This is a genomic window from Plantactinospora sp. BC1 (assembly GCF_003030345.1).
Taxonomy (GTDB): Bacteria; Actinomycetota; Actinomycetes; order Mycobacteriales; family Micromonosporaceae; genus Plantactinospora.
Genome location: NZ_CP028158.1, coordinates 6,176,032 through 6,189,518 on the forward strand (window position 1 = coordinate 6,176,032; position 13,487 = coordinate 6,189,518).

At 72.8% G+C, this 13,487-nt stretch carries 10 protein-coding genes; 3 read left to right on the forward strand and 7 right to left on the reverse strand.

The genetic code is table 11. The features are described 5' to 3' along the window. Window positions 1–25: 25 nt before the first annotated feature. The 6 genes from C6361_RS27160 to C6361_RS27185 all read right to left on the reverse strand — a co-directional run bounded on the left by C6361_RS27160 (window position 26) and on the right by C6361_RS27185 (window position 6,169). Window positions 26–1,069: a hypothetical protein gene (locus C6361_RS27160; protein WP_107269424.1), complete on the reverse strand. Its 1,044-nt coding sequence runs from the start codon at window positions 1,067–1,069 to the stop codon at window positions 26–28. Window positions 1,070–1,393: 324 nt separating this feature from the next. After that, window positions 1,394–2,215, reverse strand: coding sequence for an inositol monophosphatase family protein (locus C6361_RS27165; protein WP_107269425.1), 822 nt, complete (start codon window positions 2,213–2,215; stop codon window positions 1,394–1,396). After that, window positions 2,208–2,660, reverse strand: coding sequence for a response regulator (locus C6361_RS27170; protein WP_107261098.1), 453 nt, complete (start codon window positions 2,658–2,660; stop codon window positions 2,208–2,210). Before C6361_RS27170 ends, C6361_RS27165 begins: the two co-directional genes overlap by 8 nt. A 29-nt stretch (window positions 2,661–2,689) precedes the next feature. Further along, complete coding sequence (locus C6361_RS27175) at window positions 2,690–4,393, reverse strand: ATP-binding protein (protein WP_107269426.1); 1,704 nt, start codon at window positions 4,391–4,393, stop codon at window positions 2,690–2,692. After that, entirely contained in the window at window positions 4,390–5,616 is a 1,227-nt protein-coding gene (locus tag C6361_RS27180; RefSeq protein ID WP_369930567.1) for a PP2C family protein-serine/threonine phosphatase, read from the reverse strand. Before C6361_RS27180 ends, C6361_RS27175 begins: the two co-directional genes overlap by 4 nt. A gap of 190 nt (window positions 5,617–5,806) precedes the next feature. Further along, the gene (locus C6361_RS27185; RefSeq protein WP_107269427.1) at window positions 5,807–6,169 is read right to left on the reverse strand and encodes a hypothetical protein; all 363 of its coding nucleotides are present in this window, start codon (window positions 6,167–6,169) and stop codon (window positions 5,807–5,809) included. A gap of 102 nt (window positions 6,170–6,271) precedes the next feature. Between C6361_RS27185 and C6361_RS27190 the strand changes: the two genes are divergently transcribed. After that, window positions 6,272–8,665, forward strand: coding sequence for a M28 family peptidase (locus C6361_RS27190; RefSeq protein WP_234359029.1), 2,394 nt, complete (start codon window positions 6,272–6,274; stop codon window positions 8,663–8,665). A 268-nt stretch (window positions 8,666–8,933) separates the two neighbouring features. On the opposite strand, the gene C6361_RS27195 is transcribed toward C6361_RS27190, so the two are convergent. Then, window positions 8,934–11,225 (reverse strand): glycoside hydrolase family 9 protein, encoded by a 2,292-nt coding sequence (locus C6361_RS27195; protein WP_107269429.1) that lies wholly within the window; start codon window positions 11,223–11,225, stop codon window positions 8,934–8,936. A gap of 586 nt (window positions 11,226–11,811) precedes the next feature. On the opposite strand from C6361_RS27195, the gene C6361_RS27205 reads away from it, so the two are divergent. Together C6361_RS27205 and C6361_RS27210 are read left to right on the forward strand one after the other, a co-directional pair. Further along, window positions 11,812–12,768, forward strand: a complete 957-nt coding sequence (locus C6361_RS27205; RefSeq protein ID WP_107269431.1) for an FAD-dependent oxidoreductase — start codon at window positions 11,812–11,814, stop codon at window positions 12,766–12,768. Window positions 12,769–12,987: 219 nt separating this feature from the next. After that, on the forward strand, window positions 12,988–13,371 hold the full coding sequence (locus C6361_RS27210) for a hypothetical protein (RefSeq protein ID WP_107261112.1): 384 nt from the start codon (window positions 12,988–12,990) through the stop codon (window positions 13,369–13,371). Window positions 13,372–13,487 lie beyond the last annotated feature (116 nt).

Below are 13,487 nucleotides of genomic sequence, written 5' to 3' on the forward strand. Positions count from 1 at the left end.
TACGCATCCCACCGGCGGCTCCGGGCTACAACATCGACAGATGAACGTGGTTCGTGTGGTCGGAGGCCGGATCACCGTTGCCGTTGTACGCCCGCCAGCCGTTGCCGGGCATCCAGATCTGCCTGTACCAGATCACGTAGAGCACGCCGAGCCGGTCGGCGTTCTTCACGTAGAAGGCGGCGAGGTTGTTGCCGTAGGTGCGGTCGCCGCCGCTCGCGTCGACGTTCTCGAAGCCGCCGGGCGCGGCGGAGAAGTCGCAGGCGCGGCCCTTGGGGTGCTCACCGCCGCCGCCGCTGCGGTGGCAGGAGGCGTGCCGCTTGAAGTTGTTCGCCTTGGCCTGGTTGAGCGCGTGCAGGGTGCGCGGCGTGATGCACCCGCTGGTGGTCGGGTCCTTGATGCTGCACGACTCCTTGGGCCAGGAGCCGTCGGAGTTGCGCGGGGCGGGCTTCGCCAGCGGCGAGTTGGCGCTGATCAGCCCGCCGGACTGGCCGCCGCCGACGGCGGCGAGGGCGCGCTCGGCGTCCTTCTTCTTCCGGGCGATGACCTCGACCTGCCGCTGCTGCTCGCGGACCTCGGCGTCGATCGCGTTCTTCGCCCTGGTCGCCTGGTCGAGCGCGTCGGCCAGCTCGCGGAGCTTCCGGTCGTCGCGCTGGGCCAGCACTTCGAGCCCGGCGGCCCGCTCCACGAACGACTGCGGCGAGGCGCTGTTGAGCAGGGCCGAGATCGGGGTGAGCCGGCCCCGGCGGTACGTCTCGGCGGCGATCACCCCCACCTCCTGGGTGAGGGTGGTGATCCGGGCCTGGACCTGCTTGAGCTGCGTGCCGAGCTGGCTCTGCCGCTTCTTCGAGCTGTTCAGCTTGGCGGTCGCCTCGATGTGCCCCTTGGAGGCGGACTCCAGGGCGTCCCGGAGCTTCTTGGTGCCGCCCTCGTCGCCGGGCGAGCTGGGTGCGGCGGCCGCCGGGGCGGCGGCCGGGCCGACCAGGGCCGCGGGGGTGCCGACGAGGAGCGCGGCGGCGACGAGCAGCGCCGCGGATGGACGCCGCAGCCGGGCGATGGCCGTTGTGCGCACGAAAGCCGTTCCTTTCGTAGGCCGCCGACCCCGAGGGGTCCACACTGACCAGTGAACCGTTCTCGACCTGCCCGTGTGCTCGGACGGACCGCACGGTCGGACGCGGTCCGTGAGCGCCGCTCGGCTCAGGTGGGGAACGGTTCGTTCGGCGGCGGCCACCGCCGGCACCCTCGACGGTGCCACCTGGCGGAGACCGCCGGTCAGCCTACCGGAAGCCGGCCGCGCTGTCGGCCCACGGACGAGGCACCGCAATACCATAGAAAACGGATTATAGCCGGCGAACGGATATTCCTGCCTGAACCGCCGCCGGTCCCACCGCTCCGGTCAGGATTCGGCCAGCAGGGCGTGCTGCACGGTGTCCCAGATCGACTCGTTGGCGGCCACCAGCAGCCCGGTCCGCCCGTCGGCCGGGTCGTACGGGCTGCCGTCGAGCCGCCGTACCACCCCGCCGGCCGCCTCGACCAGCAGCGCTCCCGGGGCGTGGTCCCAGGGCAGCGTCCGCCAGAAGATCGCGAACTGCTGCCGATTGTCCACAATATCCGTATATTCCTGACCAGCACAGTGTTGTCCATGCAGCACCGCACCGATCCGGTCCGCCCCGGCGGCCACCCGGCCCTGGAGTTCCACCGGCAGGAACCGGGTCGCCACCACACCGCGCAACGACCTGGCCGGCAGCGGCTCGGCGGTGGTCCGCACCGGTTCCCCGTCCCGGTACGCCCCGTCCCCGGCCCGGGCCACCAGCAGGCGGTCCGCCATCGGGTCGAGGATCCAGGCCGCCTCGGTACGCCCGGCCCGCCGCCGCGCCACCATCACCGCGAACGGCTCCCGCCCGGCCGCGAAGTTGGCCGTACCGTCCAGGGGATCGACCAGCCACACCTCGGCCGGCCCGCTCAGCCGCTCCAACACCGCCGGATCGGCCGCCACCCCCTCCTCGCCGACCACCTCGGAGTCCGGCCGGAGCCGGCGCAGCTCGGCGCCGATGATCTCCTCGGCCCGGCGGTCGGCGACCGTCACGACCTCGCCGGGAGCCTTCTCCGAGACGTCGGCGTCGGCCAGGTGCCGGAACATCGGCAGGATGGCGTCGGCGGCGGCCCGCCGGAGCAGCGCACCGACCTCCTCCACCAGCCGCGAATCGGGGTCAGCCACGCGGCGGAAGCTTCACGACGCTGACGAAGAACTCGTCGATCTGCCGCACCACCGAGATGAACCGCTCGAAGTCGACCGGCTTCGTCACGTACGCGTTCGCGTGCAGTTGGTAGCTGCGCAGGATGTCCTCGTCCGCCTGCGAGGTGGTCAGCACCACCACCGGGATCCGGCAGAGCTGCTCGTCCCGCTTGATCTCGGCCAGCACCTCCCGGCCGTCCCGCCGCGGCAGGTTCAGGTCGAGCAGGATCAGGTCCGGGGGGACGGCGTCGGCGTACTCGCCCTCCTGACGCAGGTAGGCCAGCGCCGCCGCGCCGTCGGAGACCACGGTCAGCCGATTGCGCAGCTTGTGCTCGTCAAAAGCCTCCTGCGTCATCAGCACGTCGCCCGGGTCGTCCTCGACCAGCAGCACCTCGATCGGGCTCCTGCCGTCCGCCGGTGCCGTCATCGGCCCCTCCTCGTCGATCCGCTCATCCGTCAGACAGTCTGCTTCATGTCGCCGGCCGGCCGGGCCGACTCACCCGCCGGTGTGGCGTCGGCCTCGCTCTCGGCCGGCGCCTCGGCCTCCGGCGCCGACGGGGTCGGCTCCGCCCCGTCCACGCCCGGGGCCTCGGACGGCTCGACCGACTCCCGCAGCTCCGGTGGCACCGGAAGGGTGAACCGGATCATCGTGCCCTCGGTGACCGCCTCGGGATCGACCCAGACCCGGCCACCGTGGTACTCGACGATCTTCTTCACGATGGCCAGCCCGATCCCGGTGCCCGGATAGGCGTCCTTCGCGTGCAGCCGCTGGAAGATCACGAATATCTTGTCGGCGAACTCGGGCTCGATGCCGATCCCGTTGTCCTGACAACTGATCTCCCACTCGTCGCCCAGCCGCCGGGCCGAGACGTGCACCTTCGGCGCGACGTCCGGGCGGCGGAACTTGAGCGAGTTGCCGACCAGGTTCGCCAGCAGGTTGGTCAGCAGGGTCTCCTCGCCCCGGATGACCGGCAGGTCCGACCAGGTGAGCTCGCCGCCGACGTACTGCCGGGTCGGCTCGGTCTGGCCGGCGACCTCGCTCATCACCGCGTTCAGGTCGACCTCGGTGAACCCGCTGGTGAGCCGGCCGATCCGGGAGAACGCCAACAGGTCGTTGATCAGCCGCTGCATCCGCTGCGCCCCGTCCACCGCGAACGCGATGTACTGGTCGGCGCGCTCGTCGAGCTTGCCCGCGTACCGGCGTTGCAGCAGCTGGCAGAAGCTGGCCACCTTGCGCAGCGGCTCCTGGAGGTCGTGCGAGGCGACGTAGGCGAACTGCTCCAGGTCACGGTTGGACCGGACCAGCTCCTCGGCCTGCCGCTCCAGTTGGCTGTTGACCCACTCGATCCGTTCCCGCGCCTGCCGTACCTCGTCCAGGTCGGCGGCGATCCGGCGGCGCATCCCGTCGATGTCGCCGGCCAACGCGGCCAGCTCCGGCGGACCGACCTGCTCGATCTCCCGCTGGTACGCCCCGCCGGCCACCTCCCGCACCTGGCCCGCCAGCGTGGTGACCGGCCCGATGACCAGCCGGTTCAGCGAGGTCATCAGCGCGAGCCCGGCCAGCACCACCACGATCGCGGCCAGGATCAGCAGCAGCACCAGGGTGTTGCCGGTCGCCCGGGCGTTGCGCGCGACGCTGTTGCGCAGCTCCAGGATCGACCCCTGCAACGCCTCCACCTCGCCGCGCAGCTCGGTGAAGCGGGCCCCGGTCTGGGCGGTCAGATGCGCCTGTGCGGCCTCCGGCCCGCTCCGCACGGTCAGCTCGATCGCCGGCTCGGCCACCGCCTCCCGCCACTGCTGGGCGTGGTCCCGCACCGTGTGCAGCTCGCGGCGGATCTCCGGCTGGTCGGTCAGCAGCGCGTCCATCGAGGCGATCAGCGCCGTCTCCCGCTTCAGCCCCTCCCGGTACGGCGCCAGGTCGGCGTCGTTCGCGGTGACCGCGTAGCCGCGTACCCCGGTCTGCTGGTCGACCAAGGCGCTGAGCAGCGCCTGACCGTCGGTGCGCAGCGGACCGGTCTTGGTGAGCAGGGTGTCCAGGTGTTGCCGGTTGCTGGTGGCGACGACCGCCGCGCTGACCGCCAGCATGCCGAGCACCACACCGACGACCACGCACAGTACGGCGACCCGACGCCGCAGCGTCCAGCGAACCCGTGCCTTCACCGCCCCTCCCCCCGGCAGACCAGCAGCATCGCCACGTCGTCGGAGAGCGGGCCGCCGTTGTGCTCCTCGGCCCGCTCCACCAGCCAGCCGGGCAGCTCCGGCAGGCCCACCCCACGGGCCCGCGGATCAGCCACCAGCCCGCTCAGTCCGGGTACGTCCAACCGCTCGTCGCCGTCGCCGATCCGGCCCTCGACGAGCCCGTCCGTGTACATCAACAATGACCAGTCCTCGGTGTCGAAACGCAACTCGTGGGCGACCGGCGGCCGGGGCCGTACGCCGAGCAGCAGCCCGTGCGGGGCCGGTACCGGCGCCACCCGGCCCCCGGCGAGCAGCAGCGGCGGCGGATGCCCGGCGAGCCGTACGGTGGCCCGGTTGCCGGCCAGGTCCAGCCGGACGGCGGCGACGGTGGCGAAGATCTCCCGCCTCGACCGCTCGCTCATCAGCACCTGCTCCAGCGCCGGCAGCACCTGCTCGTCGGGCACCCCGGCGAGCACCAGGGCCCGCCAGGCGACCCGCAGCTCGACACCGAGCGCCGCCTCGTCGACACCGTGCCCGCAGACGTCCCCGACGATCAGGTCGATCCGGTCCGGGGAGGTCTGCACCACGTCGTAGAAGTCGCCGCCGATCAGGGCCTCGTGCCGGCCGGGGCGGTAGAAGGGGTGCACCTGCACCAGGTCGGTGTCGATCAGGGGCTGGGGCAGCAGGCCGCGCTCCAACCGGGCGGACTCGGCCTGGCGCAGCTCCACCTCGCGCAGCCGGCGGGTGTTCTCGTCGGCCCGCTTGCGCTCCACCGCGTAGCGCAGCGCCCGGGCCAGCAGCACCCCGTCGACCTGGCCCTTGACCAGGTAGTCCTGGGCGCCCTCGGCGACCGCACCGATGCCGAGGTGCTCGTCGGAACGGCCGGTGAGCACGCAGACGGCGGCGTTGCTGGACATCCCGAGCACCTGGCGGAGCCCGTCCAGGCCCTGCGCGTCCGGCAGGCCGAGGTCGAGCAGTACGCAGTCGACGCCGGAGATCTTGGACCGGGCACCGTTCAGGCTGTTCGCGACGAGCAGGTCGATCCCCTCGCCGGTCTCGGCGAGCAGCTCGCCGACCAGGAAGGCGTCGGCGTCGTCGTCCTCGATCAGCAGCACCCGCAGCCGCTCCCGGGGCGGCAGTTTGGCGTGCCGCCCGAGCCCGCCGTGCGGGTACGACGGCGCGGGTACGACGGACGACCCGGTCACCGGGCCGCCCCCACCCATCCGGTCACGACGCCTCCTCGCTCCGTTCCTCGCCGCCCCGACCGTCCCGCTCCGGCACGGGGTCCTGCGTGCCCCGTGCGGTCGTGCCCGGCCCACGCCGACGATCCGCGCCGATCCTGTACCACCCAACGCTGCCACACAACACAGGTAGCGCCGACACGGTGCCCGGACGTCACCTCGGGGCTTCCGCCGCTCCGGGGGCGTCGCGCAGGCGTACCCGTTCGGCCTGCTCCGCGATCACCTGACCGAGCACACCGTGTAGCCGGCCGCAGTCGAGGCAGTGCAGGTTCTCGTCCAGCCGCCGGCTCCCGCAACTCGCGCAACCGCCCCGGTCGGCCCGGTCCCGGTAACCGGCCAGCGCCTCGGCCAGGGCCCGGGCCAGATGCGGGGTGAGCGTGATCGTCGCAGCCTCGCCGCCGGAGCGGACGTCGACGACGCCGACCGGTGCCGCCGCCGGCTCGGGGTCGTACGGCGCCACCCGGGCGACGAAATCGCGCAGTACGGCGACGGGATCGGTCACTCGGTACGTGGACATGGGTATCACGCTATGCGACCGGCCGCCAGCAGGGTGACCCGGCCGGGCGGGCGGCGGCCGAACCGCGATGATGGCAGTCGCTGCCGACCCCTGGAGGCACCCGTGCCCAGCCCCGACACCCCTCACTCCCCCGTCCGTCTGCCCGCCGCCGAACGGGCCCTGGCCCGGCCCCGGCGCCGGCTGACGGCCGCGCTGGCCGCCGTGGCCGCGCTGGCGGCGGTCGGCGTGCTCACCGTGTTCGGCGTGGGTACGCCCGACCCGGCCGGCCTGGACGCGCCGGCCGACGAGTTCAGCGCGGACCGGGCGTACCAGCACCTGCGGACCGTCGCGGCGGAGACGCATCCCGCCGGCAGCCCGGCCGCGGAGCGGGTACGGGGCCACCTGGAGCGCACCCTGCGTGACCTCGGTCTCACCCCGGAGTCGCAGGACACCGTCGCCGAGGAGGCGGGGCAGCTCAGCGGCGGGTCGGGCGGCGCGACGCTGGCCCGGGTCCGCAACGTGGTCGCCCGGATCCCCGGCACCGATCCCACCGGCCGGGTCTTCCTGGTCGCCCACTACGACTCGGTGCAGGTCGGGCCGGGCGGCAACGACGACGGGGCCGGCACCTCCGCACTGCTGGAGGTGGCCCGCGCGCTGACCGTGGGCGAGCGCCCCCGCAACGACGTCGTACTGGTCTTCACCGACGCCGAGGAGGCGTGTCTCTGCGGCGCCTCGGCGTTCGCCGCGGACCATCCGCTAGCCGCCGACGGCGGCGTGGTGCTCAACCTGGAGGCGCGGGGCAGCACCGGTCCGGTGATCATGTTCGAGACCTCGCTGCGCAACGCCGGGCTGGTGGAGGTCTTCGGCCGGGCCGCGCCGTACCCGGTGGGTACCTCGTTCGCGGTCGAGGTCTACCGGCTGCTGCCCAACGACACCGACTTCACCGCCTTCCTCGACCACGGCTTCACCGGGCTGAACGCCGCCTACATCGACGGTGCCGCGCTCTACCACACCCCGTTGGACACCCCGGCCAACGTCGACCGGGGCAGCCTGCAACAGCACGGTGCGAACGCCCTCGGGCTGGCCCGGGAGTTCGGCGCGGTCGACCTGACCCGGCTGGACGCCGACGGGGACGCCACCTACTTCCCGCTGCCCGGCGGGCTGGCCCGGTATCCCGGCTGGCTCACGCTGCCGCTCGCGCTGCTCGCCCTGGCCGGGGTCGGCGTACTCGGCTGGGCCGTCCGGCGGCGCGGACGGGCGAGCTGGCCCGGGCTGGCCGCCGGGTTCGGGCTGGCGCTGCTGCCGATCGTGCTCGCCCCGGTCGGGGCGCAACTGCTCTGGGCCGGGATCACCGCGATCCGGCCGGGCTACGCGACGCTGCTCGACCCGTACCGTCCACTGTGGTATCGACTGGCGGTGGTGGCGCTCGCCGCCGCCGTGCTGTTCGGCTGGTACGCGCTGACCCGCCGACGCGTCGGCCCGGCGGCCCTCGCCGTCGGCGGGCTGGGCTGGCTGGCCGTACTCGGGGTGCTGCTCGCGGCCGTGGCGCCCGGCGGGGCGTACCTGGCCACCCTGCCGGCGCTGGCCGGCGTACTGGCCGGGCTGGTGGCCCTGGCCGTACCCCACAACGGCCCGTGGCCGGTGGTCGCGGTGACCGTCGGCGCGGCGGTCGGGGTACTCGTGCTGCTCCCCACCGTCGTGCTGCTCTTCCCCGCGCTGGGGATGGCGATGGGCGGGGTCGGCGCGCTCTTCGCGGTGCTGCTCGGGCTGGCCGCGCTGCCGGTGGTGGACCTGCTGCACCCGGCGGCCGGCGGCCAGCGCGGGATGGCCGCGCTCCGGGCCCGGCGACGCGGCGCGCTGCCCGCGCTGGCCGCGCTGCTCGGCGCCGTGCTCTGCGCCGGGACCGGCCTGGCCGTCGACCGGTTCGACGCCGGGCACCCGGTGCCGACCCACCTGATGTACGCGCTGGACGCCGACACCGGCACCGCCCGCTGGCTCACCGAGGAGACCGACCCGCAGCCCTGGACCGACCGGTACGTCGACGCCCCGACCCGGATCGACGACAGCTTCCCGTTCTTCGGCGACGAGGAGCTGCGCGCCGGCCCGGCCGAACCGGCCACCCTGCCCCCGCCCCGGCTCGACCCGCTCGCCGACGTCACCGAGGCCGGGCTGCGTACGCTACGCGTCCGGCTGGTGCCGCAACGCCCGGTACGGTTCGCCGCGCTGCACGTCGACCCGGCGACCGCCGACGTCGTCTCGGCCCGGGTCGCCGGCCGCGAGGTCCGGGTCGACGGTCCGGAGCCGTTCGGTGTGGTGTTCCACGCCCCACCGGCCGGGGGGATCGAGATCGAGCTGCGGTTGCGCCCGACCGGCGGCGGTCCGGTGCGGCTGCGGGCGATGGACGGCAGCGACGGCCTGGCCGGACTGCCTGGCTTCCGGCCGCGGCCGCCCGGCGTCGGCATCGTCGGATCGCACAGCTCGGAACTGGTCGCGGTGGCCCGGACGTATCCGCTCTGAGCCGATTCCCGGCGCGGATGTGACGCCGGAGGCGGGTCCGGCGCTGTAATAGCCGAGAGATGGAAAGTCGGCGGCCGGAACCGCCCACCGACGAACGCCTGCCCTGCGGCGGGCGGTTCCGGCCGCGCACAGGTTTGCGGCCCGGACCGAGCCGGCGAAACGCCGGTCGGCCGGGTCGAGGACCCACCGACCCACAACGGGCCAGGTGCGGTGGGGCGGTCCCCGGCCGGCGGTCACCCGCCGACCGGGGGCTTCGCCCGTCGGGCGGTCAGTGCCGGCGGTTGCCGGCGTCGCCGTTGTCCTGGTCGGCGATGAAGGCCGCGATCCAGGCCAGCGGGGCGTTCCAGTTGATGGTCAGCTCGTTCGTCGACCAGGACTCGATGTCGTCGATGTAGCAGAACTGCGGCGCGCAGCCGCGCAGCTTCTGCTGGGCGACCGGGTCCTGGATGGCCGAGTTCGGGCCGCCGGAGAGGGTGCCCCGGGGCGGGTTGGGCAGGTCGGGGTTGAGCTGGCGGGCGTACCAGCGGCTGTGCTGGTTGCGCGAGGCCACCTCGCCGTAGCCGGTCACGTACGACTGGTTCAGGGCGTTGCGGCCGAGGATGTAGTCCATCGTCTCCAGTACGCCGTCCCGGTAGCGGTCCTTCCCGGTCAGGTCGAACGCGGTGGCGAGCACGATGGCGTTGTTGACGATCAGGTTGTTGGAGCCCCAGTCGAAGAGGTTGTCCGACGGGCTGTACGGGATGCCGTACGGGTGCGCCCGCAGCGTGGCCAGGTAGCGGTCGGCGCCCTGGGCGACCGAGGCGCGTACCCGGGCCCGGTCCGGCAGGTTGTTCGGCACCGTCGCCAGTTGCAGCCGGCCGAGCGCTGCGGTGTTGCCCCAGTCCATGCCCCGCTCCCGCCAGACGTCGCCGGTGTGGTGCGGCGAGGCGAGCACGAAGTCGCGGTACTCCTTCGCCCCGGTGCTCAGGTAGAGCTCGGCGGCGGCCCAGTAGAACTCGTCGGTGACGTCCGCGTCGTTGTACGCGCCGCCGCCGTTGGCGTCGGCCGGGTCGGCGTACCGCTCGGGGTTGGCCAACGCGGCCGCCCAGGCCGTCTTGGCGGCGGCCAGGTTCCGCTCGGCGAACCTCCGGTCGTACGGCTTGAAGACCCGGGCCGCCTGTGCGGCGGTGGCGGCCAGGTTGAGCGTGGCGGCGGTGGACGGCGGGTGCAGTTCGCGCCGCTTCTCGTCGAGGTGCGGCAGCAGCGGCAGGCCGGTCCAGGAGTCGTCGTGGATCTTGTGGTGGGCCATCCCGGCCAGCGGCTTACCGGCCGGCACCTGCATGCTGAGCAGGAACTCCTGCTCCCAGCGCGCCTCGTCGAGGATGTCCGGCACCCGGTTGCCGCTCTCCGGCAGGTTCAGGGTGCGGTCGCCGAGCCGCCACGGCTGCCCGGTGCGGGCCCGGGTCGAGCGCTCGTACTCGCTCATCAGCTGGTGCACCGAGATGCCGCCGTTGACCACGTACTTGCCGTGGTCGCCGGCGTCGTACCAGCCGCCGGAGACGTCCAGGGTGTAGTCGCAGACGCCGGGCTGGCAGGGTACGGCCGTGTCGCCCTGGTTGGGCGCCACCCCGACGTGTCCGGCCGGCCGACCGTAGCCGGGGCGGAGCGCGTCGGAGATCTCGATGCCGCTGCGCTGGGTGTAGTAGAACTTCAGCGCGTCGGTGCGGAGCTGCTCGTAGAAGTCGACGCCGATGTCGAACGGCCGGCTGGTCTCGCCGTCGGCGGTCAGCGTGTAGCCGGTGCCGGGGCGGGTGAAGTGCCCGAAGTCGATGGTGTGCACGTTCTGCCCGGAGGAGCTGTCCAGGCCGCGCGGGGTCGTCCGGCCCTGCTTGACGAGCCGGCCGGCGCCGTCGCGGAGCTGGTAGGGCAGCGGGCCGGTCGCCTCGGTGACCACTGTGGCGTTCTTCGGCCCCTTCGGCAGGTAGCCGACCTGGTTGACCCGGACCCTCGGGCCGGTGTCCGGGACGTAGACGTCCGGCTCGGCGCCGCCGGTCAGCGAGACGTTGTCCAGGCAGACCGTCCAGGGTTCGGCGCTGCCGCCGAGCTGGAAGACGACCTGGGCGTTCGGCAGGTCGACCGGGGAGGTGAAGGTGTAGCGGTACTCGTTGCCGGAGACGCTCAGCTCGGGGCTGGCCGACAGGTACTGGGTGTACGGGTCGACCGGCAGCTGGACCAGCGCCCGGCCGACCCTGTTCGGGGTGGCCTGGCCGAAGAACCGGAACTCGTACGACTCACCGGCGACCAGCGCGACGTTGTCCTGACCGATGATCACGTCCCAGGGGTTGACGGTGCCACCCGGTATCCCGGCGCAGAGCTGGCCGGTGCTGGAGTCGAGGGTGAGGTTGGCCGTGCCCCACCAGGGGGCGTGACCGTCGTCGAAGGTGCCGTTGACGATCTGCTCCGGCGCCTCGTCGGCCGGGGCGGCGACGGACGCGACGGGTGCGGTCAACACGGTGGCGGCGAGGGCCGCGACGGTGGCCGCGGCGAGCGGAACGGTACGCGGCGAGCGGGGTCTGAGCACGTCATTCCTTCCGGTGGGCGCGGTGACCGGTGGCCGGCACCGCCGGGCGGGGTGGTACGACGTGGAGCAAGATCTATGGAAGCGCTCCCAGTCCGAGAATACCGGGAGATTGACATCGAGTTTCCGGCCTGTCAACCGGCTCCCCACCGCCACCGCAGCGGATGACCACGATAAATCCCGCCGAAGCGGGACAGCCCGGCTCCGTCCACCCCGGACGACGGACCGATCGGCCGACCGACCGCCCACCGACCGGCACCGGCGGGCCGGCACCCGCGCCGACCGGCGTACCGGCCGACCCGCGCGGCACCTCGGGCCGGGCCGGCCACCACAACCACACGAAGCCCTACGACTACTAAGGGTAGTCGTGGCCGATCGCAGTCGAATGAACTCCCTGGTCTCCGCGAATTCGGCCGACCCGCTCGCCCGGAGTTCCACCACCGACGGTAATTCACACCCGCAATTTCCAGCTTCCGCGCGCCTCGGCGAATCCGTATTGACGCGTCGAGCTGTCGAGCGGTGCCCGCGCAACCAGGTATCCGCCAGCAGCCGACCGCTCGACGGGTAAGACCTCCGTTAATATGGCCTAATGGCAACATCCCGACGGCCCGACGTTCTGGTTATCGGCGCGGGCGTCATCGGACTGTCCACCGCGGTCCGACTCGCCGACGCGGGGCTCTCGGTCCAGATCCGGGCCGCCCGGCCGCCACAGGAGACCACCTCCGCCTCCGCCGGGGCGAGCTGGGGGCCGTACGAGCTGACCGACGAACGCGTCCTGCACTGGAGCGAACAGACCCGGCTGACCCTGGAGAAGATCGCCGAGGACCCGACGGCCGGGGTACGACTCGTCCGTGGCCTGGAGGTGGCACCATTCCCGCTGGAGCCGCCGGCCTGCGTCCGCGACCTGAGCGACTTCGAACTGTGCACCCCCGACGAACTCCCACCCGGTTACGTCAACGGCTGGCGTTACACCAGTCCACTGGTGAACATGCCGACCTATCTGGAATATCTCACCGAGCGCCTGATCGGTCAGGGCGGCGATATCGAAATCGGCACCATCGGCTCTTTCAAGGAACTCGCCGGGGCCGCCGAGGTACTGGTGAATTGCACCGGACTCGGTGCCCGCTATCTGGTCCCGGACGACCAGGTCTATCCCACCCGGGGCCAATTGGTGGTCGTCGACAATCCGGGAATAGAGACGTTCTTCCAGGACTGGGCCGAGCACGAGGACATGACCTACATCCTGCCGCACGGCAACCACGTCGTACTCGGCGGCAGCGCGACGCCCGGCTCGGAGGACCTCACCCCGGACCCGGCCCGGGCAGCGGCGATCGTCGAACGCTGCGCCGCCGTCGAGCCGCTGCTCCGGGACGCCCCGATCCGGCGCATCATGGTCGGGCTCCGGCCGAGCCGGCCGAGCGTACGGATCGAACGCGATCAGGTCGACGGCACCGTCCTCATCCACAACTACGGTCACGGCGGCTCGGGGCTCGCCCTTTCCTGGGGATGCGCCGACGAGGTGCTGGCGCTGAGCGAGTTGGCCTGACCGGAGCCACGAAATCGCCCCCGTTCGGAATGGACCGCGGAAATGCCGGTCACACCCGTGCCGTCCGGGCGGGAAGTCGACCGCAGAGCCGCCGATATCCGACTGACAGACAGGGCGGACTGTTAAACGATGACGGCACGACAGCCGGTAGGGTCCGCGCGGTTGACCCCGCCGCCGCAGAGCCACGGTCCGCCACGGGAGAGGCACGGTGAGAAACCCATGATCCGCAAGTACGGAAAGGCCCTCGCCGCCGTCGCCGGGGCGGCGCTCACGGTCGCGTACGGCGCGCTCTCCGGCGACCAGCGCGTCGAGCCGGACGAGGCGGTGCAGATCGCCATCGCCGCCGCGACCGCGATCGGTGTCTACCTGGTGCCGCTGACCCCGCAGTACCGGTGGGGCAAGACCGCCGTCGCCGTGGTGCTGAGCGTGCTCCAGGTGCTGGCCACGGTGATCCTCGGTGGACTGGACTCCAACGAGTGGATCGCGCTGCTGCTCGCCGCGCTCACCGTGCTCGGTGTCGGCGCGGCGCCGGCCGTCTCCAACAACGGGACCAGCAACTCGACGCCCCGCCAGCCCACCCCCACCAGCAGCCAGCCGGCCTGACCGACCAGGTCGGCGCCGGGCGCGGCCCGTCCTGGACCGGACGGGCCCGCCGCCCGGCACCGGTCGCCCGGGATTACGGCCCGCGTCGACGGTCCGTCACGCGACCGTGGCGGTCC

What these genes read in the sequence shown, in the direction of transcription:
- C6361_RS27205 (WP_107269431.1), top strand. Translation starts at nt 11,812, where the DNA reads ATGGCAACATCCCGACGGCCCGACGTTCTGGTTATCGGCGCGGGCGTC.
- C6361_RS27170 (WP_107261098.1), bottom strand. Translation starts at nt 2,660, where the DNA reads ATGACGGCACCGGCGGACGGCAGGAGCCCGATCGAGGTGCTGCTGGTC.
- C6361_RS27210 (WP_107261112.1), top strand. Translation starts at nt 12,988, where the DNA reads ATGATCCGCAAGTACGGAAAGGCCCTCGCCGCCGTCGCCGGGGCGGCG.
- C6361_RS27185 (WP_107269427.1), bottom strand. Translation starts at nt 6,169, where the DNA reads ATGTCCACGTACCGAGTGACCGATCCCGTCGCCGTACTGCGCGATTTC.